This is a genomic window from Marinomonas sp. GJ51-14 (genome assembly GCF_055808695.1).
Map to the genome: position 1 here is coordinate 2,339,278 of NZ_CM147879.1, position 18,331 is coordinate 2,357,608.

Annotated in this window: 21 protein-coding genes, 1 pseudogene and 1 riboswitch; of the genes and pseudogenes, 10 read left to right on the forward strand and 12 right to left on the reverse strand. The window is 40.2% G+C overall.

Annotation, left to right across the window (positions count from 1 at the left end; genetic code table 11):
* Nucleotides 1-224: 224 nt before the first annotated feature.
* Nucleotides 225-515 carry a TfoX/Sxy family protein gene (locus tag AC0L3Y_RS11265; RefSeq protein ID WP_473462794.1) on the forward strand — a complete coding sequence of 97 codons (291 nt, stop codon included), beginning with the start codon at nucleotides 225-227 and terminating at the stop codon, nucleotides 513-515.
* 48 nt (nucleotides 516-563) lie between these two features.
* On the opposite strand, the gene AC0L3Y_RS11270 is transcribed toward AC0L3Y_RS11265, so the two are convergent.
* The 7 genes from AC0L3Y_RS11270 to AC0L3Y_RS11300 form a co-directional block, all read right to left on the reverse strand.
* Nucleotides 564-1,943, reverse strand: coding sequence for an HD-GYP domain-containing protein (locus tag AC0L3Y_RS11270; protein ID WP_473462801.1), 1,380 nt, complete (start codon nucleotides 1,941-1,943; stop codon nucleotides 564-566).
* A 15-nt stretch (nucleotides 1,944-1,958) separates the two neighbouring features.
* A complete protein-coding gene (locus AC0L3Y_RS11275) occupies nucleotides 1,959-2,417 on the reverse strand; it encodes a GNAT family N-acetyltransferase (RefSeq protein WP_473462804.1) in 459 nt (152 codons plus the stop codon).
* 239 nt (nucleotides 2,418-2,656) lie between these two features.
* On the reverse strand, nucleotides 2,657-2,860 hold the full coding sequence (locus tag AC0L3Y_RS11280) for a hypothetical protein (RefSeq protein WP_473462809.1): 204 nt from the start codon (nucleotides 2,858-2,860) through the stop codon (nucleotides 2,657-2,659).
* Between the two features lie 142 nt (nucleotides 2,861-3,002).
* Nucleotides 3,003-3,647, reverse strand: coding sequence for a 5,6-dimethylbenzimidazole synthase (gene bluB / locus AC0L3Y_RS11285; protein WP_473462812.1), 645 nt, complete (start codon nucleotides 3,645-3,647; stop codon nucleotides 3,003-3,005).
* 189 nt (nucleotides 3,648-3,836) lie between these two features.
* Nucleotides 3,837-4,379 (reverse strand): hypothetical protein, encoded by a 543-nt coding sequence (locus AC0L3Y_RS11290; RefSeq protein ID WP_473462815.1) that lies wholly within the window; start codon nucleotides 4,377-4,379, stop codon nucleotides 3,837-3,839.
* Nucleotides 4,380-4,527: 148 nt separating this feature from the next.
* The gene (locus tag AC0L3Y_RS11295) at nucleotides 4,528-6,294 is read right to left on the reverse strand and encodes a sodium:solute symporter family protein (protein WP_473462819.1); all 1,767 of its coding nucleotides are present in this window, start codon (nucleotides 6,292-6,294) and stop codon (nucleotides 4,528-4,530) included.
* Between the two features lie 5 nt (nucleotides 6,295-6,299).
* A complete protein-coding gene (locus AC0L3Y_RS11300; protein ID WP_036160285.1) occupies nucleotides 6,300-6,560 on the reverse strand; it encodes a DUF4212 domain-containing protein in 261 nt (86 codons plus the stop codon).
* 157 nt (nucleotides 6,561-6,717) lie between these two features.
* Between AC0L3Y_RS11300 and AC0L3Y_RS11305 the strand changes: the two are divergent.
* From AC0L3Y_RS11305 to AC0L3Y_RS11320, 4 genes and pseudogenes are all read left to right on the forward strand, one after another.
* A pseudogene (locus AC0L3Y_RS11305) lies at nucleotides 6,718-6,909 on the forward strand (DUF6500 family protein); the annotation flags it as partial.
* Nucleotides 6,910-6,951: 42 nt separating this feature from the next.
* The gene (locus AC0L3Y_RS11310; protein ID WP_473470620.1) at nucleotides 6,952-7,359 is read left to right on the forward strand and encodes a VOC family protein; all 408 of its coding nucleotides are present in this window, start codon (nucleotides 6,952-6,954) and stop codon (nucleotides 7,357-7,359) included.
* Nucleotides 7,359-7,826 (forward strand): GNAT family N-acetyltransferase, encoded by a 468-nt coding sequence (locus AC0L3Y_RS11315; protein ID WP_473462827.1) that lies wholly within the window; start codon nucleotides 7,359-7,361, stop codon nucleotides 7,824-7,826. The genes AC0L3Y_RS11310 and AC0L3Y_RS11315 overlap by 1 nt, the downstream gene beginning before the upstream one ends.
* Before the next feature lie 97 nt (nucleotides 7,827-7,923).
* Nucleotides 7,924-8,382 (forward strand): MOSC domain-containing protein, encoded by a 459-nt coding sequence (locus AC0L3Y_RS11320; RefSeq protein WP_473462832.1) that lies wholly within the window; start codon nucleotides 7,924-7,926, stop codon nucleotides 8,380-8,382.
* Nucleotides 8,383-8,484: 102 nt separating this feature from the next.
* Here the strand turns inward: AC0L3Y_RS11320 and AC0L3Y_RS11325 are convergent, their stop codons facing one another.
* The 4 genes from AC0L3Y_RS11325 to AC0L3Y_RS11340 form a co-directional block, all read right to left on the reverse strand.
* Entirely contained in the window at nucleotides 8,485-10,197 is a 1,713-nt protein-coding gene (locus tag AC0L3Y_RS11325) for an aminotransferase class V-fold PLP-dependent enzyme (protein WP_473462838.1), read from the reverse strand.
* A 47-nt stretch (nucleotides 10,198-10,244) separates the two neighbouring features.
* Nucleotides 10,245-10,448 (reverse strand): Lrp/AsnC ligand binding domain-containing protein, encoded by a 204-nt coding sequence (locus AC0L3Y_RS11330; protein WP_473462842.1) that lies wholly within the window; start codon nucleotides 10,446-10,448, stop codon nucleotides 10,245-10,247.
* Nucleotides 10,441-10,710, reverse strand: a complete 270-nt coding sequence (locus AC0L3Y_RS11335; protein WP_473462849.1) for an Lrp/AsnC family transcriptional regulator — start codon at nucleotides 10,708-10,710, stop codon at nucleotides 10,441-10,443. Before AC0L3Y_RS11335 ends, AC0L3Y_RS11330 begins: the two co-directional genes overlap by 8 nt.
* Nucleotides 10,711-10,964: 254 nt before the next feature.
* Entirely contained in the window at nucleotides 10,965-12,461 is a 1,497-nt protein-coding gene (locus AC0L3Y_RS11340) for a methyl-accepting chemotaxis protein (RefSeq protein WP_473462853.1), read from the reverse strand.
* Nucleotides 12,462-12,711: 250 nt separating this feature from the next.
* Between AC0L3Y_RS11340 and AC0L3Y_RS11345 the strand changes: the two genes are divergently transcribed.
* On the forward strand, nucleotides 12,712-13,953 hold the full coding sequence (locus AC0L3Y_RS11345; protein WP_473462858.1) for a protein kinase: 1,242 nt from the start codon (nucleotides 12,712-12,714) through the stop codon (nucleotides 13,951-13,953).
* Nucleotides 13,954-14,055: 102 nt separating this feature from the next.
* Here AC0L3Y_RS11345 and AC0L3Y_RS11350 read toward each other — a convergent pair whose 3' ends face one another.
* Nucleotides 14,056-14,544 carry a 6,7-dimethyl-8-ribityllumazine synthase gene (locus tag AC0L3Y_RS11350; RefSeq protein WP_473462862.1) on the reverse strand — a complete coding sequence of 163 codons (489 nt, stop codon included), beginning with the start codon at nucleotides 14,542-14,544 and terminating at the stop codon, nucleotides 14,056-14,058.
* Nucleotides 14,545-14,663: 119 nt separating this feature from the next.
* Nucleotides 14,664-14,842, reverse strand: a riboswitch (FMN riboswitch).
* Nucleotides 14,843-15,132: 290 nt separating this feature from the next.
* Between AC0L3Y_RS11350 and AC0L3Y_RS11355 the strand changes: the two genes are divergently transcribed.
* The 4 genes from AC0L3Y_RS11355 (at nucleotide 15,133) to cobW (ending at nucleotide 18,319) form a co-directional block, all read left to right on the forward strand.
* Nucleotides 15,133-15,498, forward strand: coding sequence for an MliC family protein (locus AC0L3Y_RS11355; RefSeq protein WP_473462865.1), 366 nt, complete (start codon nucleotides 15,133-15,135; stop codon nucleotides 15,496-15,498).
* A 120-nt stretch (nucleotides 15,499-15,618) separates the two neighbouring features.
* Nucleotides 15,619-16,395, forward strand: a complete 777-nt coding sequence (cobJ, locus tag AC0L3Y_RS11360) for a precorrin-3B C(17)-methyltransferase (RefSeq protein ID WP_473462868.1) — start codon at nucleotides 15,619-15,621, stop codon at nucleotides 16,393-16,395.
* Between the two features lie 32 nt (nucleotides 16,396-16,427).
* Nucleotides 16,428-17,237, forward strand: a complete 810-nt coding sequence (cobM, locus tag AC0L3Y_RS11365) for a precorrin-4 C(11)-methyltransferase (protein ID WP_473462872.1) — start codon at nucleotides 16,428-16,430, stop codon at nucleotides 17,235-17,237.
* 2 nt (nucleotides 17,238-17,239) lie between these two features.
* A complete protein-coding gene (gene cobW / locus AC0L3Y_RS11370; RefSeq protein WP_473462875.1) occupies nucleotides 17,240-18,319 on the forward strand; it encodes a cobalamin biosynthesis protein CobW in 1,080 nt (359 codons plus the stop codon).
* Nucleotides 18,320-18,331 lie beyond the last annotated feature (12 nt).

An 18,331-nucleotide genomic window follows, 5' to 3' on the forward strand; every position in this document is an offset into this window, starting at 1 on the left:
TAACTTTGCTCGCATACTTAAAAAGTAAAACCACAATTTTTGATGATTGTAAGTGGCTAGGTTAAGTAAAATATAAGGCGTGTAGTAAGCGTGAAACTGTTTGTCGACATAAATAATATTGAGAAATAATGTCTGGATTTAGGTTTAATAATGGCTTTTGATAAAGGGTTGGAGGAGCGACTTTATGATTATTTCCAAGACCGTCATGATTTAGTCGCTAAAAAATGTTTGGTGGACTGTGTTTTATGCTTTCAGAGCATATGTGTTGTGCGGTTATTGGCGATAAGCTTATGGCGCGTGTTGGACTAGAAAACTATATAGATTGCCTAAGTAAACCTCATGTCACAGAGATGGATTTTACTGGTAAGCCAATAAAAGGTTTGGTGTATGTTTTACCTGCTGGTTTTGAGTCTGATATCGACCTCATTTATTGGCTAAATCTTTGCGTCGGCTTTGCTGATTCCTTACCCCCCAAAAGCTCCAAAGTTTTTAAGCAACCAAAAAAGAAAAAATAGATGACAGGTTTAAGCTAATGTATTGCTTTTGGCTACATAGGGACTTCGCTAATTAACCTCATTCAATAGGGTGAGTTCATCAGGCAGTTTTTTTAAGCTGCGTTTTAAAGCCTCAAAGCATTCTATATCAATCGCACTGTGTAGGTTTTCTTCCATAATTTCTAATGCCTTAGGAACAGGAATGGCACCACGGTAAGGTCGCTCTGCGGTAATTGCGTCAAATATATCGGCTGTGGTGATAATTCGTGTCGAAATGGAGATTTGTTCAGCAATAAGCTTGAGTGGGTAGCCTGTACCATCAAGTTTTTCATGATGAGATCCAGCCATGTCTGCTAGGTTCTTGAACGATGAAATTTGTGACAAGATGTCTTTTGTATATTGAGCGTGCATTTGTACCGCTTGCCACTCGTCTGAATCTAGTTTGTCTGGCTTGTCTAAAATCGCGTTACTGACACCAAGCTTTCCTACATCATGCAGCAATGCTGCGCGTTTTAGCCATTTCCTTGTTTCTGTATCAATCCCCATTTCTTGTGCGATCATATCGGTAAATAATGCAACTCGTTCACTGTGTCCTGCCGTATATGGACTTTTTGAGTCGATGATTTTACCAAAGGCAGAGACGATACAATCAAGATAATCGTCTTTTAAAAGTATATTGGCTTGAGCCGGTGCTAACGCCATGACTTCATTGAGAATATTGGGGGAAATGAGAGTTGTGCGAAATGATTCATCCTTAGCAATATCATTAAAGATAGTGACTAGTTCAGGATCAAACCAGCTGCCGCTTCTTTCATTGGCCTCTTCTAAAGCTTTGTCTAGATTATGTTCATATTGAAAAACGTCAATGACTTGTGATAAAAGGGCGATTCTTGAGTTAATTGGAATGTTGGTATTTATGAGCTTTTCCGGTCTACCATTTCCATCCCAGTGTTCATCAAGTGAATGTACACCTAATGCTACATTCTCATTAAACCTGAGTTCACGAGCAATATCCGCTCCTCGGCTGCAGCGAGTCTCAATAAGCTCTTGAGCATAGTTAGTACCGTTTTTTAATACATCAATGGTTGTGCTAATTCGTTTACTCCAGCTTTGTCCTGCTCCAGAGTGTTTAATAACGAAATTGATAACACTGGATAAGCTGGTTCCGACAGTTTTAAAATTACGTTTAAATGCTAAATCATCCGTTAAATAGAGTTCACAAATTCTTGCTGCATTACTGCTACAGCCGGTATCTTTTAAAAGTAGTGTGAAGTACAGATCGTAAAGCTGATCTTCCGTTAGTCCTATTTTTTCGCCAATGTGCATACCAATCCAACAACAACGAATACAGTGCTCTGGCGGCTGACCTTCGGTCATATCAAGCGCCATAGTTAGTGATAACATGAGTTCTGATAGCTGGATGTAATCGGATTCTGGCAGCAATGACATTTAATTTCTCATTCTTTATTCTGGCATTAAAACCATAGAAATATGTTCGATTCCATCTTCTATGTATAGTTCAGATACCGTTTTAAAACCATGGGCTTGATAGAAGTTTTCAAGGCGAGACTGGGCACCAATTTTGATCGGCGTATTTGGCCATGATGCTAAGGCTGTTTGAATTGCTTGCTTGATAAGTGTATGGCCTAGTTTATCTTTTCTATACTCAGCAACAACTAAAACACGGCCAATGCTGCTGTGATCTGGGTAGCTAGCATGTGGTGCAATCACTCTGGCATATGCCGCTGGTTGATTGTTGTCCATAGCAAATAGGTGCTTAGTATCAGGTAATGTATCAATGCCGTCTAATTCCGGATAAGGGCAATTTTGTTCGACTACGAAAACATCAACTCGAGCTTTCATTAAATCGTAAAGGGTACGAATAGTTAAATCATTAAAAAGTAAGCAATGCCAGGTTATCATCGTTATTTCCTTTCGAACCATGGTCAATATGAGATTGCTTATTCTGGCCGAAATAATTAGATTTGGGAAAGGGTAATTGATATGAATTACGATAAAAAAGGAAGGTTAGATGTTGGTGCGCTTATATTCTTGTTTTCGCGACCAATTCAGTTGAGCAAGCCATGGTATCTATTTTTAATGGATTCATTGCATAAATAGACGCTTACTCGATATGTCTTTATAGGTTTTCTAAACTCTAATTAAGCGTGTTTGATCGTATGAGGATTAAGGTTTTTCTTAATCGCAGTAAACACTTTTGTAACCTTCTTAAAGCCAGCTACAACTAACTTAGCGATGAAATCTGCACGTTCTGCATTTGCTATCATAGCCAATTTTTCAGATTCAGACATGTAAGTTGTATTTACAGAGTTGACAAGTTCACTAACCCATTTTTCAGTTTGCATAATATTCTCCAATTTGATTTTTATCAGTTAATTTCTTTATTTCGATAAACAAATGATAGAGCTCACACTAAAGGATGACAAACGATAAAAAATACGCCAAAAGGTGAGAAAAACTAATCTATAGGTTAGTGTATGATTATTTTTATTTCGGCCAGCGTTCTTCATGGACAACCGAATCAATGGTTCGTCTTGGTAGCCACCCGACTCTTTCTAGATCTGGTGCTGTTTGGAATTTTTCCACATAGCCAATGCATAAATAAGCAATAATTTCTATGTGTTCTGGAATGTGAAGCGCCTTTCGTACGGTGTCATCATGAATAATGCTAACCCATCCGACACCTAAATTTTCAGCTCTTGCCGCCAGCCAAAGGTTTTGCACGGCACAAACTGAGCTGAATAAATCCATCTCGGGTTTAGCTGTTCTGCCTAATACAACAGAGTCGGTTCGGGTTCGATCACAAGTTATACAAATTCCTAGGGGGGCTTCTTCAATGCCTTCTAGTTTTAGCTTCTTATATTGCTCTTTTCGTTCGCCATCAAAGAGTTCTGCAGCTTCAGCATGAGCCTCCTGAAAACCTTTTTTGATGGCTGATTTAGTTGTTGGACTTTTGGTGACAATGAAGTCCCAAGGCTGCATAAATCCAACGCTTGGTGCGTGATGAGCAGCCAAAATAACTCTTTCTAACACTTCCTTTGGAATTGGGTCTGATTTGAATTCACGGCGTACATCGCGACGAGCAAAAATGGTTTTATAGACAGCGTCACGTTCTGTGGATGAGATCTTCATAATGTATTGGCTTTTATAGGGGGGAAATAAACAGTATGGTGAGATACGAGATGTTATGCCAATGAGAAAGGATCAAGCCAAGAAGAATATATTTCTAGTTTTGCTTCATATTATTTTGTGTTTTTAACATTCCTAATGTGCTTATCGTCCTAGAATATATGTTTCTAGGACGTCATGGATGAAAATCAATTATGAAGGATTGCCGCAAAGAGCCGTTATTAATGGATCATCGCTTTCAAGAGGGTACCAAGTCGTTGAAGAGTCAACAGGTAAACTTGAATTAGCAGGGTCATTTGATGCACTAAAAGATTGAGTGAAGTCTGTTCTTGCTTTGTTTATGCAATCAATAATTTGTGGGACACGTTTCGCTAGACTACGTCGTTCGAAAAAATACAAGTCGACTAAAACAAGACTAGGGTCAATTTTGTTTGTCGCAGAGTTGGCAACATCTGCTGCAATAAAGCGCATAGTTTGAGGAAAAATATAACTCCAAGGGCGCCATGGTGCTTCTTCTTCAACGGCTTTTACAACGATAACACCATTGGGCAATAAGCTTGTCTGATGGTCATACCAGTCATATTCACCTTGGATTTGAAATCCTAACATGGCCATACCTGCAAACACAGGAACCAACCATTTTGGTGCCATTTGTCTAGATAGCTTTCTGATTAGTAGGGCAATACCCGCGCCACCGATACCGGCGAAAATCGTCGCAATGAGTTCCCAAATCATAAATCTTCTCTTTTTTATTAAGGTTTTTACTAGGTAAGGTATTAAGGAATCGAGCCTTCTATCTTCTAATTAGAAAATAGAAGGCTCGATCATTACAGATAGTGCTTTTCTGTACTAGTGCTTTTTACACTAACTTGATCAATGTGTATTAATGATCAACTGCACCGCCAGCACCTTGAGGATAACGAACGCTCTCTACAAGGTCTTGGATTTCTTTTGGTGGCTCTTCTGTCATTGAAGATACAGTGAAGGCAACGGCAAAGTTAACTACCGCACCAACTGCACCGAAGGACAGAGGTGAAATACCAAATAACCAGTTATCAGGGGTGTTTGCGAAAGATGCTGTGCCTGGAATAAAGAACCAACCAAGGAATAAGAAAATATAAACCAAGGTAGAAATTAAACCTGCAAGCATACCTGAAACGGCGCCCTTGCTGTTTACACGTTTTGAGAAGATACCCATCATCAACGCAGGGAAGATGGATGCTGCTGCAATACCGAAGGCCAGAGCAACTACCTGAGCGGCAAATCCTGGTGGATTCATACCTAAATAGGTGGCTACAACAATGGCAACAAACATGGATATCCTAGCGGCTTTCAATTCACCTTTATCACTGATATTAGGATTTATTGAGCCTTTTATTAAGTCATGACTGATTGCTGAGGAAATGGCTAACAATAAGCCAGCTGCGGTTGATAGTGCGGCCGCAAGACCACCTGCTGCAATAAGACCAATAACCCAACTTGGAAGATTTGCGATTTCTGGGTTTGCCAATACGAGAATGTCACGGTTAACGACTAACTCGTTACCTTCCCAACCACGAGCAGTAGCTTCGTCTTGGAATGCAGGAACATCATTGTAGAATTGCACACGGCCGTCACCATTTTTATCTTCAAACTTGATTAAGCCTGTTGTTTCCCAAGTTTGAACCCAATCAGGGCGTTCCGCATATTCAATAGGTTGTTCTGTTGGACCAGATGGGTAAATAGTCGTTAATAGGTTTAAACGAGCCATAGACGCAACAGCTGGAGCTGTTAGGTACAACAAAGCGATAAAGACTAATGCCCAACCAGCAGACCAGCGAGCATCGGCAACTTTAGGTACTGTGAAGAAACGAATGATAACGTGTGGTAGACCTGCAGTACCTATCATCAAGGATAGAGTAAACAGAATCATGTTTAATTTGTTATCAACATCTGCAGTGTAATCTTGGAAACCAAGTTCACGTACAACTTCATCAAGTTTTTGTAACAAAGGTATACCAGATTCAGCATGAGTCGAGAAAAGACCTATTGCAGGAATGAAGGTATCAGTTAGTTGTAGAGAGATGAAAACCGCTGGAATAGTGTAAGCGATGATCAATACAACATATTGAGCAACCTGAGTGTAAGTAATACCTTTCATGCCGCCTAATACTGCGTAGAAGAAAACTACAATAGCGGCGATGATTAAGCCAGTATTGTTATCTACTTCTAAGAAGCGAGAGAAAGCTACACCAGCACCAGTCATTTGACCGATAACATACGTTACCGAAGCAATGATCAAACAAGCGACAGCAACAAGACGAGCAGTACTGCTGTAGAAACGATCACCAATGAAATCTGGGACAGTGAATTTACCAAATTTGCGAAGGTAAGGTGCAAGTAACATAGCAAGTAGTACATAACCACCAGTCCAACCCATTAAATAGGTTGAGTTAGCGTAACCGCCCGCTGCGATTAAGCCTGCCATGGAGATGAAAGATGCCGCAGACATCCAATCTGCCGCTGTCGCCATACCGTTTAATACAGGATGAACACCGCCACCGGCAACATAGAATTCTTTTGTTGAGCCAGCTCGAGCCCAAAATGCAATACCGAAATAAAGCGCGAATGAGCCACCGACGAAAAGTAAATTAATAGTAAACTGATCCATACGTCTTACTCCTGAAGGCCAAATTCTTCATCAAGTTTGTTCATTCTCCAAGCGTAGAAGAAAGTCAAAATGATGAATACGAGGATAGAACCTTGCTGAGCAAACCAGAAGCCTAGATCAGCACCTCCAATCATAATGCCCGAGAGCATAGGACGAAGTATGATGGCACAGCCATAAGAGGCTAGCGCCCAAACTACTAGGCTGCCTAGAATCAGCCTTAAGTTTGCTTGCCAGTATTTTTCTGCATTATTGTTATGATCTGACATTGTAGATCTCCTTATAATTATTTTTATTTGCACTATCTAATCTATCAGGGGTTTGTTGAATAAGAAGTCAGACTTTAGTCGCATAAAGGTTTTATTTATCATAATGATGCCGCACAGGGTTCAAGCGTAAATTAAGACAAAAAAAGAGAAAAAATGTATGAATTTAAGAATTAGGGAAAAGATTCTGTCGGTATGCACAGAAAAAATAAAACAAAAAGGTGATGGGGTTCAGGTTTCTTTTTATGCTTTTTTTGCGAATAAAAATGATGACCCGGCGGCTCTTATGGAAATTGCTCGTTGGTGGATTGAAGAACATGAGCTAAATCACTTTGAGAAAGCCACAAAAATTCATTCTATGATAACGGCATTAGGCGAACAATTGATGCCTCAAATGACCAGTGTAAATGGTTTTAACCATTTGACCTTAAGTGTCAGCAACCTTGATGTGTCATATGTGTTTTATTGTGATTTTCTTGGCTTTAAAGGTGAAGTCCGTTGGCGTACTGGTGCTTATTTGTCTTATGGTAATTGCTGGCTTTGTCTATCTCTTGGTGAGACAAAGCCGAGTCAGGATTATACTCATTTTGCCTTTACTTTTGATGCCCCGACGATTTTGGCTATCACTCAAAAAGCTCGCTTTTTGAAAATAAAGAACTGGCAAGAAAATACCAGTGAAGGTGACTCATTTTATATAGAGGACCCTGACGGGCACAAATTAGAGTTGCATTCAGGCTCATTACAAACTCGTCTTGAATCCTTAAGAACAGCACCTTATGACGAATTGATATGGTTATCATAATGAGCTCAGTTTCAAATGATTTTTGGGTAATTCGACAAATCACAGCTGAAGAGACTCTACCTATTCGCCATTGTGTCCTGTGGCCAAATAAGACCATGGATGAATGCCGTGTAGAAGGAGATGAAAGTGGTGAGCACTTTGGTATGTTTATCGAGGGTAAGTTAATTTGCGTGGCGTCGATTTTTATTCAAGAGCTTTCTAATGCCAGGCTTTTAAGTAATAAACAACGAATTGCACGATTGCGTAAATTTGCAACGATAGAGGAATATCAAGGTAAAGGTATTGGGAGTTTTGTTTTAAAGCATATAATAGATGTATTGCAGCAACAGAGTGTTGGTATGCTTTGGTGTGATGCTCGGGAAAATGCTATGACACTTTATCAACGTTTTGGCATGAGAGCAGAAGGTGAGCGATTTTTTAAAGGTGATATTCCTTATCAAAAAATGGCCGTCAAGTTACCTGTCTAGCTTTTTAAAGACGCTATGATAAGCATAGTACCTGATATAGAAAGTCCCTAATAGATAGACTCGAGATAAGAAAGAACAGTGCCTTAGGAGGCCATAGTTGATTCAAGCGATTTATGTGGCAAAAAAATCTAAGCAACCTCAGGTTGGTATAGAAGCCGTTAAAGTAGACGCCGGCAAAGGTATTGTAGGCGACAGAAACTATGGAAAACGTAGTGAGGCTGGTCAGAATATTACTTTTGTTGAAAGTGAAGCTATTGCTGCGTTTAATGCGAATTTTGGACAAAGCATTAGCCAATCATCTACTCGACGTAATATCGTCACCCAAAGCGTGCGACTGAATCAGTTGGTCGGACAAGAATTTTCGATTGGTGATGTTCGCTTTTATGGTGTTGAGTTATGTGAGCCTTGTGGTGCACTGGGGCGAGCTCTGTCGAATGATTCGTTAACATCGACCCAAGTTGTGAAGGCTTGGATGCGGACAGGTGGGTTAAGAGCCAATGTCTTAAGTACAGGAATATTACGTGTCGGCATGCAGTTTAATTTATTAACAAACTAATCTTTATGCTTTGTTTTTTTAGAAAGAAAAAAGAAAGCGCCAAACTATTTGTTAGCGCTTTCTAAACCTTCCTTTTATTGTCATTCTTTAGAGTCTTTCCCTTTAAAGAAGATCCTGAACCAATACAAAGCGTTTAAGGTCATTAAACTCATCGTTAAAAGGTTGCTTTTGAGTTGCGTATTGGCCTTCTTGGCAACGCTGAACAACTTTCAACGCTTCCGCTAAATAAGCACTTTTGCTGTCTGTGTTTTTACTGTCTAGAGAACCATTTTCTAGATTACGATCTTCTTCTTTTTTGTCTAACGACTTCCAGAGCAATTCAGTCAATGACATTGGCGTTGAGCTGTTTCCTTGGAAGCGCCATAAATCGGTACTTTGATCGTAAGCATAAAAAGGTAATAGGGCTAAACCATGTTGAGCAACAAAGTCGATGGCATCCAAAATAAAATTGGCTTCTGAGTCTTCTAGAAAGTAATTCAAATTGAATCGAACCCAGCCTGGCTTCACCAATTTTTCGCCTTGCTTAATGGCCTCTTGAATGCGTTTCGACTCTTGCTCATTGATGTTTAGCAATTGATGTCCGTATGGACCAGCGCAAGAGCAACCACCGCGAACCTGAATACCAAACAAATCATTGAGTAGGGCGGTAACAAAACCATGATGCAAATAGCTTTGCTGTAAAGAGTTGCGTTCCGTTTTAATTCGAAATGCCGTAATAGATAAACGACTCGCTTCTTGATGGCCTAAACGCTCAATTAGCGGATTCTTACGCCATCTGTTGTCTATCATCTCAGTCAGTTCATGTTCACGTTTTTCAATAGCATCGGTTCCCACTGCTTGTTTAAGTTGGAACACCAATCCCGCACGAATGGATTCAACGATTCCCGGTGTACCGCCTTCTTCCCGACGTTCGCCTATTGGCAAAAATGTATGATCATTGGGCGTGACAAAAGACACCGTTCCACCACCAACAAGACTTGGTTTTGGGTTTTCGATAATAGCTTTTTTGACGACTAAGACCCCCGGTGTACCTGGGCCGCCGATGAGTTTATGCGTTGAAAAGAATATCGCGTCTTTGGCAAATTTCGGATCAGTTTCAGGGTTCATGTCTAATTCAACATAAGGTGCCGCAGCGGCAAAATCCCAAAACGAGAGAGCATTATAACGATGTAAAAGTTCTGTGATAGCATCTTGGTTACATAGAATACCAGTAACGTTTGAAGCCGCACTAAAGCTACCAATGAGGCGTTTTCCTTGATTGGCTTTAAGTTGCAGCTCTAAATCATTAAGGCAAACGTCACCCTCTTTTGATTCCGTAATTCGAATGACTTTAACATTCAATTCTCGCCAAGGTAATTCGTTAGAGTGATGCTCGTAGGGGCCAATTAAAACGCAAACATTAGATTGCTCTGTAGGTGAGAGTTGGGGTAAACCTAATTGTGTAATAAGTGTATTGATTGCGCTGGTGGCGCCACTGCCACAGAACATGACTAAGTCTTCACTACAGGCATTCACCGCTGAGCGGATTTGCTCTCGTGCTTGTTCTCGAAACGTCGTGGTTTGTTGACCTGTCGCATTGGCTTCTGTATGAGTATTGGCGTAAAGCGGAAGAACATATTGACGAATAGCGTCTTCAATAAAATCTACGCTACGACCAGACGCTGTGTAGTCTGCATAAGTTAATAGTCTTGGTCCAAATGGCGTGGTTATTTGACTGTCTTTACCAATAATACCTTGACGAATACGAGTGATTAGATTGTCTTGATTAGTATGGTTTGTGCCTGTTCCAATTTTTGTAAGCGTTGCCGTTGGCATGTGATGTCCTTTTTAGCACCTGCCATAGCAAACAAAATGTCTAGTATTTACCTTGCAGGTAAAGGTAACTCCGTGGTCCATTTAATCTGTTCCATAGCGAAGTTAGACGTTACGTCTGTTAAAGCAGTTGCGCTGATTAAGCGTTTATAAAATTTGTCATAAGAGGGAATGTCTTTTACTAATACTCGCAGCAAATAATCGTATTCACCCGCCATGCGATAAAATTCCACTACTTCTGGGAATTCAGCCACAATGCCGCGCAAATTCAATGGCCCAGTTTGCGTCATGTTGATTAGTTTTTACCTGTACAAAAACCGATACGCCAAGCCCTAATTTATCCGCGTCTAGCAAAGCGACTCGACGCTTGATGAATCCGGCTTTTTCGAGTTTCTGAACACGTCTCCAACAAGGTGTTTTAGATAAACCAACTTGGTGAGCCATTGCTTCTGTTGAGATACTATCATTGCCTTGAATTAAGGCAAGTAGTTGCAAATCTATGTTGTCTAAGTGCATTTTGTTCTCTATTTATTGGTTTTTGTAGGAAAAAAATTCAAATTTTTGTTTTTTTGTTTGTTTTATATCAGTTGATTCCTCGTTTAGCAAAGAAAGAGGAATAAGGGTTTAAAAAAACGTCGAAAAATTTTAAAAAAATAGTGGAAAAAGATTAAATTAGTGTGGTGAATGGTACTAAGGTGTGAGCTGACCATATTCCAAGTGAGGTGATTTAATATGGTCAGCTATGCAGTGATGCGTTGTTTAAAGTTCAGTTATATTTTGAACGAAGCTGCTTTTTCCTCGTACTCTTGAGTTACTTTATAAATATCATTACTGCTCTGCATTAGCTCTTCCATTAGTTCAGATAAAAGCTGAATTGCTTGTGCATTATCGCTGATTTTTTCACTGATTAGAGCGACAACTTTATCTTGTTCTAACGTACTTTCTGCAACAGTCTGGCTGTTTAAAGCAATATTGCTCACATCCTCAGACCTTTTACGTAAACCGTTAGAGATATTTAAAGCGTGTTCAACATTGATATTGGTACGTTTTTGACCAGATTCCATGGAACTAACCGTTTTATCAACGCTGATGTTTAAACGTTCAAGAACTTTTTCTATGTCATCTGTGGATTCGCTGGAACGTTGTGCAAGGGTTCGAACTTCATCAGCAACAACCGCAAACCCTCGTCCTGTCTCTCCTGCTCTTGCTGCTTCAATTGCTGCGTTTAGAGCTAACAAATTAGTTTGTTCTGAAATACTGCGAATAGATTGTAGTAGTTGAGTAATGGCTTCGACTTCGGAGGTTAACGCCTGAAGAGAATCGGATATTGATGTAGTATCTTCTGCCAGTAACTCCATATCTTGCATGATAGTGAGCGCCTGTTGTCTATCATTGATGGTGTCTTTTTCTAATTCGCGAACAATTTCAGCAGATTGTAGACTGCTTTCTGATACAGACTTCATTGACTGGGACACTTCTTCAGTGGCTGATGCTGTATCTAAAGATCGGTGTTTACTTTCTTCTACACTGGTGCTGGCTTTATCAGTAATACGGTTTATTTGAGTACTTGAATTAACCAGAACTTTTGCAATTTTTTGGTAATCACCAAATAAAGAAGATAATTTCTCTAGTAGTCTATTTAAAGCAACTTCGGCATTTGAAGATGGCTTTTCAATACGAATAGATAAATCATTTTTATTCGAAATTTGCTCAATTGCTTCAGCGATCTTAACGTTCGCTGAAGACTCTTTTGTCATTAGGTGGGCCATGTAAATAAGTACACCGGCTTCTGCAATGGCAAACACACAATGGACGATCATAATGCCCATATTGTGGTGTCCAGAAAATACCATAATAGGCATCTCACCTATATGAACGCCTGCCATTTGAACATACATAAAACCAATGTGATAAAGCGCTGTGGTGACAAGGGCTGCAATAATTGGTTGCCATTTTTGATAAATAAGAAATACAGCCATTGAAGCAAAGATGTGAAAATGCATTTCAACTAACCCTAATTGACTCTGAATTAGGAATGAAGAAACAAACATCATCAAGATGCCGGCCAAAATAGAAAAAGTCAGCTTTCCTTTAAATAAACTATAAATTGCTTGAGTAGCGATAATCAAAAATACAGAAGCAATTAGAGTAAAAGAAAAAAGTTGTTCTCCTATAAGTCCGCTGAGTAGTAATACTGGAGCTTGGGCTAATAAGGCTCTGTATACAAATAAGTCGTTTTTTAAAGTGCGCTGTTTTAGCTGTGTCATGATCATTCCATTTGAGAAGTGGGGGCTTGTTAGGTTTATATTTGATGCTTAGAATAAAACTCTTTAAAAATAAACGCTTTAACAAAAATTAACAAAAAAACATTATATATTTTGATCGAATATTAACCAAGCTTATTTTGGGCGTTTTTTTATCTTTTTGTTCTATGTTGGTGCGAAAAAATAAGCAGAGTTACTTTTAATGGGGATGAGCAGGGTATAATGGCTCATCTTTTATATAATGAGTTTAATTTTGCAGACTTTAGAACAACTTAATAATGGCAAATTACATGGCATTATTCGCCTACAATTGTCCGAAAATCTAACCACCTTTCCTGATGCTATTTTTGACCTTGCTGATAGTTTAGAGATCTTAGACTTGTCGAATAATCATTTGAGCCAGTTGCCGGATGACCTTCATAGACTGAAAAAGCTTCGGATTATATTTTGTTCAAATAATCGTTTTACAGAATTGCCGAGTGTTTTGGGTAAATGTGAAAACCTAGAAATGATTGGCTTTAAAACCAATCAAATTACGCATGTTTCTTCAGAATCATTACCAGACCAAACTCGTTGGTTGATTTTGACCGATAATCAGATTGAAGCATTACCAGATGACTTTGGTCGATTAACTCGTTTGCAAAAACTGGCCTTAGCTGGAAATCGTTTAACGTCTCTCCCTATGTCTATAGTTAATTGTCAGAAGCTCGAACTGATTCGACTTTCAGCCAATAGATTGACCGCTTTCCCTAATCAACTGTTAGGGCTGCCTCGTTTGGCTTGGCTCGCGTTTTCAGGGAATCCATTTTGCGCCAGCCGAGATCCACATAATGAATTTAAAACGGTAGTCTTTCGTGATCTCGCTTTACATCAAGTATTAGGACAGGGCGCCTCCGGTGTTATTTCTTTAGCAACTTGGAAACATAATGAATTTAATTTTCCAACAGAAGTTGCTGTAAAGGTTTTTAAAGGCGAAGTCACCAGTGACGGTTATCCAGAAGATGAATTGGATGCTTGTCTAGCGGTTGGTCGTCATGACAACTTAGTGATGCCATTAGCAAAAGTAGAGGAGACAGATTGTTCTGCTTTGGTGATGGGGTTAATTCCAGCTCATTATACTAACCTAGGAATGCCGCCGAGTTTGGTGTCTTGCACACGAGATACCTTTACGGATGGTTTGTCTTTTTCAATCGAAAAAATTGCTCATATTATTAAGCAAGTTGATAATTTAGTTGCGCACTTTTGTCTGCGAAAAGTCAGTCACGGTGATTTGTATGCACACAATGTATTGATTAGTGAAGAAGGTCATGTTTTGTTCGGTGACTTTGGTGCAGCATCGAAATACGGAAATCTATCAGTAGAGCAGCAACAAGGTATTGAGAAGATAGAGCAGAGAGCACTTGGTTTCTTTATTGATGACATGCTGAGTTTGTGCGAAGAAAAGGATAAGGAGAACTCTATTTTTAAAGTCTTAGAGTCTCGTCGTCTACGTTAAAAGTTAGTTGGAAAACGGTTAAAAGTTGGTCAAAAAAAATGCCCGTTCTTCGAAAGAGGAGCGGGCATTTCCATTTCAAAACGCATTATCAAAAGATAAGGTTTATAAAGCTTTCGCGCTTTCAGTCAAGCGAATCGCTTGGTCGCATGCGTTTGCAAGCTCGGCGCCTTTTTTAACGAAGTGGCGGCTAAAATAGTCTTTGTGCTCGTCATGTTCATGGAAGTTATGCGGAGTCAGTACAGCGGTTAAAACCGGTACTTCCGTTTCCAATTGAACTTGCATAAGTGCATTGCAGACAGTTTGAGCAACAAAGTCGTGACGATAAATACCGCCATCCACAACCAATGCGCTGCCAGCAATCGCAGCGTATTTACCACTTTTTGCTAATAGCTTTGCTTGCAAAGGTATTTCATAAGCACCGGGTACAGGAATGACATCAATTAACGATGCATCGTAACCGCGAGAAACCAATTCACTTTTAAAGCTGTTAACGCAATTTAATACAATCTCTTCGTGCCAAGTAGCATGAAGGATTGCTATGCGTTTTGTTGCAGGTGTGAAATCAATGTGATTCGTTGAGCTCTGATTCATTTTAAAATCCTATAAATATAAGGTGAATCAGGGCGAACGGGCAGGCAAATACACCATATTTATATGGTATACCTTTATACGATGTCGTAAGAATGCGACTCCGTTATAGGTCTTGTCTGACACGCTCTCTATCATCCGGACTGTAACCGTCGGCTCTGGAGTCACACCAGATCTGCTGACCCTTTAATATTAAGTTTCTAGATATTAGAAACGCTTAAAGGCGCTCGCGGGCTTAGACTTTACATTAGGTTCAGTCTTTACCGCCGGTGGGGAATTTCACCCCGCCCCGAGAACGAAATCGGAATTATCCGATGAGGCAAATATACTTGCTTTTATAATTGACTGTCAAAGCGTTATGAGTGTTGAAATGTGGCCTTTTTAAGGAAACTTTACAAATAGCAAACACAGTGGCCTTTTACGTAACAAAAAGTAACTAATTCAGTGGTTTTTTGTGTAGAGGATGGAAACATGACCGATATAGTATGTATGTAGTCTATGTGCTTGATTCAAGTATACATATTATTTAGATGTTCAATGTCATCTTGAAGCTCAATAGCGTTGGATATAATTAGGATGGAGTCTCATACAATGAAGGTCAAAATATTACCTTTTAAAAAACTACTTATCATTTCTTCGATTGTTGGAATTACGGCTTGTACTTCGGCCAATAAAGATGATTTTTTTGAAGAAAAAATATATGAAATAGATGATGTTGTACAAACAAACTCAGCTGTTTATTCATGTGATACCAATCCTCTTGGTATCTTTTTTCATGCAGAACAAGCGCATATAAGTTGGAAAGATAAAACCTATAAACTGAACCATGCAGTAAGTGCATCAGGGGCTTTTTACCTTGGGGAAGGCATCTCTTTCTGGATTCACGATAACGAGGCTGAGTTAGAGCTAAATAGTATGGAAAAAACTACTTGTCGTTTGGTGCGTGTCGATTCTTAATCTATTTTTACCTGAACATATCTCACGTTAAAACTTGGCGTTTTCATCACGTCGAACTGGCAATCCGTGTACAATGCAGCCATTCGCGTTGCATAACGCCAGACTGAATGTAGAGATAGAATGAGTAAGTTATTTGTAATGGGTATGGGGCCCGGTGATTTAGGTTTGGTTGCACCCAATGCAACTAAAGCATTAGCTGTCTGCAGTGATTGGGTAGCCTATGGTTATTATTTAGAATTACTAGGTGAATTGAGCGAAGATAAAACCTTCCACGATTTACCGTTAGGGGAAGAAATAGGTCGAGCACGTTTGGCCTTGTCACTTGCGGCAGAAGGTAAAACAACCGCGCTTATTTCCAGTGGTGATATTGGTATTTACGCCATGGCGACCTTGGTCTTTGAATTGCTCGATTTACAGTTACAAGGCAAAGAGAACCACCCTGAATGGCTGGATGTTGATATTGAAGTGATCCCCGGTATTTCTGCAATGCAGGCTGGAGCCAGCCGAGTTGGCGCTATGTTAGGCCACGATTTCTGTACTATCTCATTATCTGATCTATTAACCCCATGGGAAACCATAGATAAGCGTTTGCATGCTTGTGGGGCGGGTGATTTTGTCGTGTCTTTTTATAATCCAGTTTCCAAAAAACGCGATTGGCAGCTGAATCACGCACGTGATGTCTTGCTACAGTATCGTCCAGCTAGCACGCCTGTGATGATTGGTCGTCAACTAACCAGACCAGAAGAAGACATTACCTTTACCACGTTAGGCCAATTAGATGCCAAAGATGTTGATATGTTTACTATGGTAAGTGTGGGTAACTCGGATTCTAAGCACATTGTAAATGGTGAAAAACACTGGATTTACACACCTCGTGGTTATTCGAAAAAACTCTAATATCTTTTTTAATACTTTAAGAGTGGAGATAAATGACAGTTTATTTTATTGGAGCAGGACCAGGCGATCCAGACCTAATGACGGTCAAAGCCGTTAAGATAATGGAGCGTTGCCCCATCATTTTGTACGCAGGTTCTTTGATTCCGACTGAAGTAATCGACAGTGTTCGTAGTACTGCTGAAGCAATTTACGATACTGCCGAAATGAACCTTGATGAAACCACGGCAGTGATTGAAAAAGCGGCTAAAGAAGGCAAAGATGTTGCCCGTCTACAGTGTGGTGATCCTGCTTTATATGGTGCAATCGGCGAACAAATTCGCCGATTGGAAGCGTTCGACATCGATTACGAAGTCATTCCCGGTGTGAGTGCGGTTGCCGCTTCGGCGGCCATGTTGAAAAAAGAACTAACACTTTCGGGTGTTTCGCAAACCGTCATTATGACCCGTTATGAAGGTAAAACACCGTTTCCTGAACGTGAACGTTTGCCTGCTTTGGCACAAAGTGGTGCAACCTTGGCGATTCACTTAGGTGTGACTCGTATTCATAAAATTGTTGAAGAATTACTGCCTCATTATGGCGAAGATTGCCCTGTTGCAGTGTGTTATCGCACCAGTTGGCCAGATCAAGACTATGTCGTGGGAACGTTAGCCGATATTGTTGCCAAAGTCAGAGAGAAAAAATTCACTCGTACTAGTCTAATATTGGTCGGGAAAGTACTAGATACTGAAGATTTTGCAGACTCCTATTTATATGACAAAGGGCAAGCGCATATTTTTCGACCCGTTCACAAATTGAAAAAAGAACATAAACCTAAAAACAAAAAGTCCAAAGAGCAGGATTAATTATGCAGCTTAATAAGATCCCAACAACGATCGTTACTGGCTTTTTAGGAAGCGGTAAAACCACCTTGCTTTCTAATGTATTAAAGCAAGCCGCAGGCAAACGCATTGCAGTGATTGTGAATGAATTTGGTGAATTAGACATAGACTCAGACTTACTTCGTTCTTGCCCGCTGGATTGCACAGAAGGTGAAGAAAGCAGCCAACGTAGTGACGACGGTTTTTACGAACTGGCGAATGGTTGTATTTGTTGCACAGTGGAAGAAGAATTCTTACCAGTGATGGAGCAGCTTGTTGCCCGCCGTGGCGATATTGACCATATCTTAATCGAAACCAGTGGTTTGGCATTGCCTAAGCCTTTGGTTCAAGCTTTCAACTGGCCGGGGATTAAAGAGCATTGCACGGTAGATGCAGTAATCACTGTTGTTGATGGTGCCGCTGTCGCTGCCGGTCGTTTCGCCCATGATGAGAATAAAGTACAAGCTCAACGTGAAGCAGATGAAAGCCTTGACCATGACCCAAGTTTGCAAGAGTTACTGGATGATCAATTGAGTGCCGCAGATTTGGTTGTTGTAACGAAGAATGATTTGTTGGACGAAGATGCGAGAGCGCGAGTCCAAGCAATCATCACACATGAAGTACCAAGCACGGTAAAAACTGTTTATATCGAAAACGGCGAAGCCGCGTTAGATGTGTTGCTTGGTATCGACGCCGCAACAGAAAGCCGAATCGACGAAGTGCACAATCATCATGATCATCACCATGCACACGGCGAACATCATGATCATGCCCACGATCACTTTGACTCCTTTGTTGTGTCTTTAGGTGAAGTGCAATCTGATCTGTTACAAGAAACCCTTTCTCAGTTAGTTGAAGAGCATAATATTTTTCGAGTGAAAGGATTTGCTGCTGTTCATGGCAAGCCAATGCGTCAGGTTTTTCAGGTGGTTGGGACGCGTTTGGATCGGTATTTTGATCGTCTATGGCAGCCAGAAGAAGTCCGTAAAACGCAACTGGTCTTTATTGGTAAAGGCATTTCAAAAGAACAAATCGAAGGTATCTTGCATGATGCCTTGAGTGCTTAAGCGACCATTAGG

Excerpts from the sequence above, each read along its gene's own strand:
- AC0L3Y_RS11325 (WP_473462838.1), bottom strand. The coding sequence starts at position 10,197 with ATGCCAACGGCAACGCTTACAAAAATTGGAACAGGCACAAACCATACT.
- AC0L3Y_RS11295 (WP_473462819.1), bottom strand. The coding sequence starts at position 6,294 with ATGGATCAGTTTACTATTAATTTACTTTTCGTCGGTGGCTCATTCGCG.
- AC0L3Y_RS11355 (WP_473462865.1), top strand. The coding sequence starts at position 15,133 with ATGAAGGTCAAAATATTACCTTTTAAAAAACTACTTATCATTTCTTCG.
- AC0L3Y_RS11270 (WP_473462801.1), bottom strand. The coding sequence starts at position 1,943 with ATGTCATTGCTGCCAGAATCCGATTACATCCAGCTATCAGAACTCATG.
- AC0L3Y_RS11290 (WP_473462815.1), bottom strand. The coding sequence starts at position 4,379 with ATGATTTGGGAACTCATTGCGACGATTTTCGCCGGTATCGGTGGCGCG.
- AC0L3Y_RS11350 (WP_473462862.1), bottom strand. The coding sequence starts at position 14,544 with ATGAATCAGAGCTCAACGAATCACATTGATTTCACACCTGCAACAAAA.
- AC0L3Y_RS11310 (WP_473470620.1), top strand. The coding sequence starts at position 6,952 with ATGACCAGTGTAAATGGTTTTAACCATTTGACCTTAAGTGTCAGCAAC.
- cobJ (WP_473462868.1), top strand. The coding sequence starts at position 15,619 with ATGAGTAAGTTATTTGTAATGGGTATGGGGCCCGGTGATTTAGGTTTG.
- AC0L3Y_RS11340 (WP_473462853.1), bottom strand. The coding sequence starts at position 12,461 with ATGACACAGCTAAAACAGCGCACTTTAAAAAACGACTTATTTGTATAC.
- AC0L3Y_RS11280 (WP_473462809.1), bottom strand. The coding sequence starts at position 2,860 with ATGCAAACTGAAAAATGGGTTAGTGAACTTGTCAACTCTGTAAATACA.
- AC0L3Y_RS11275 (WP_473462804.1), bottom strand. The coding sequence starts at position 2,417 with ATGATAACCTGGCATTGCTTACTTTTTAATGATTTAACTATTCGTACC.
- cobM (WP_473462872.1), top strand. The coding sequence starts at position 16,428 with ATGACAGTTTATTTTATTGGAGCAGGACCAGGCGATCCAGACCTAATG.
- AC0L3Y_RS11335 (WP_473462849.1), bottom strand. The coding sequence starts at position 10,710 with ATGCACTTAGACAACATAGATTTGCAACTACTTGCCTTAATTCAAGGC.
- bluB (WP_473462812.1), bottom strand. The coding sequence starts at position 3,647 with ATGAAGATCTCATCCACAGAACGTGACGCTGTCTATAAAACCATTTTT.
- cobW (WP_473462875.1), top strand. The coding sequence starts at position 17,240 with ATGCAGCTTAATAAGATCCCAACAACGATCGTTACTGGCTTTTTAGGA.
- AC0L3Y_RS11315 (WP_473462827.1), top strand. The coding sequence starts at position 7,359 with ATGAGCTCAGTTTCAAATGATTTTTGGGTAATTCGACAAATCACAGCT.
- AC0L3Y_RS11265 (WP_473462794.1), top strand. The coding sequence starts at position 225 with ATGTTTGGTGGACTGTGTTTTATGCTTTCAGAGCATATGTGTTGTGCG.
- AC0L3Y_RS11300 (WP_036160285.1), bottom strand. The coding sequence starts at position 6,560 with ATGTCAGATCATAACAATAATGCAGAAAAATACTGGCAAGCAAACTTA.